Source organism: Streptomyces sp. SID1328 (assembly GCF_009865595.1).
In the GTDB taxonomy this organism is placed as follows: Bacteria; Actinomycetota; Actinomycetes; order Streptomycetales; family Streptomycetaceae; genus Streptomyces; species Streptomyces griseoluteus.
In genome coordinates this window covers 1-358 of record NZ_WWKH01000979.1, presented here as the reverse complement: position 1 = coordinate 358, position 358 = coordinate 1, and the positions used below count along the sequence as shown (strand labels likewise).

Here is a 358-nt window from a genome sequence, read left to right as displayed (position 1 = left end):
AGAGGTCCTGGAGCAGCCAGCCGACCTCGTCGGGCGCGTACGAGGAGAAGGCGGGGCCGCGGAGGGGCTCGGGCAGCATGGACGGCCTTTCGGGAAGGTGGGGCTCGTGGGCGGGCACGACCGCGAGCAGGACGTGCGGGGCGTGCGCCGCGAGCCGGGCGAGCAGGCCGTCCGGGGCGTGCAGGGCGTGGGTGTCGGCGGCGGAGTCGACGACGGCGACCACGGTGTCGAAGCCCGCGCCCGCGACGTTGTACGCGTACCGCTCGCCGGGACCGTCCGCCGGGTCGTCGTGGGCGGGGAAGGCGAGGCGGGTGCGTATCGCGTAGCCGGGGTCGTCCACGGCGAGCACGGGGGAACG

Annotated in this window: 1 protein-coding gene; it reads right to left on the bottom strand. The window is 76.3% G+C overall.

The window, feature by feature from the left end:
* Positions 1-358, bottom strand: a 358-nt coding sequence (locus GT030_RS31520; protein ID WP_202460799.1) for a TRSP domain-containing protein, incomplete at both ends; no start/stop codon positions are given.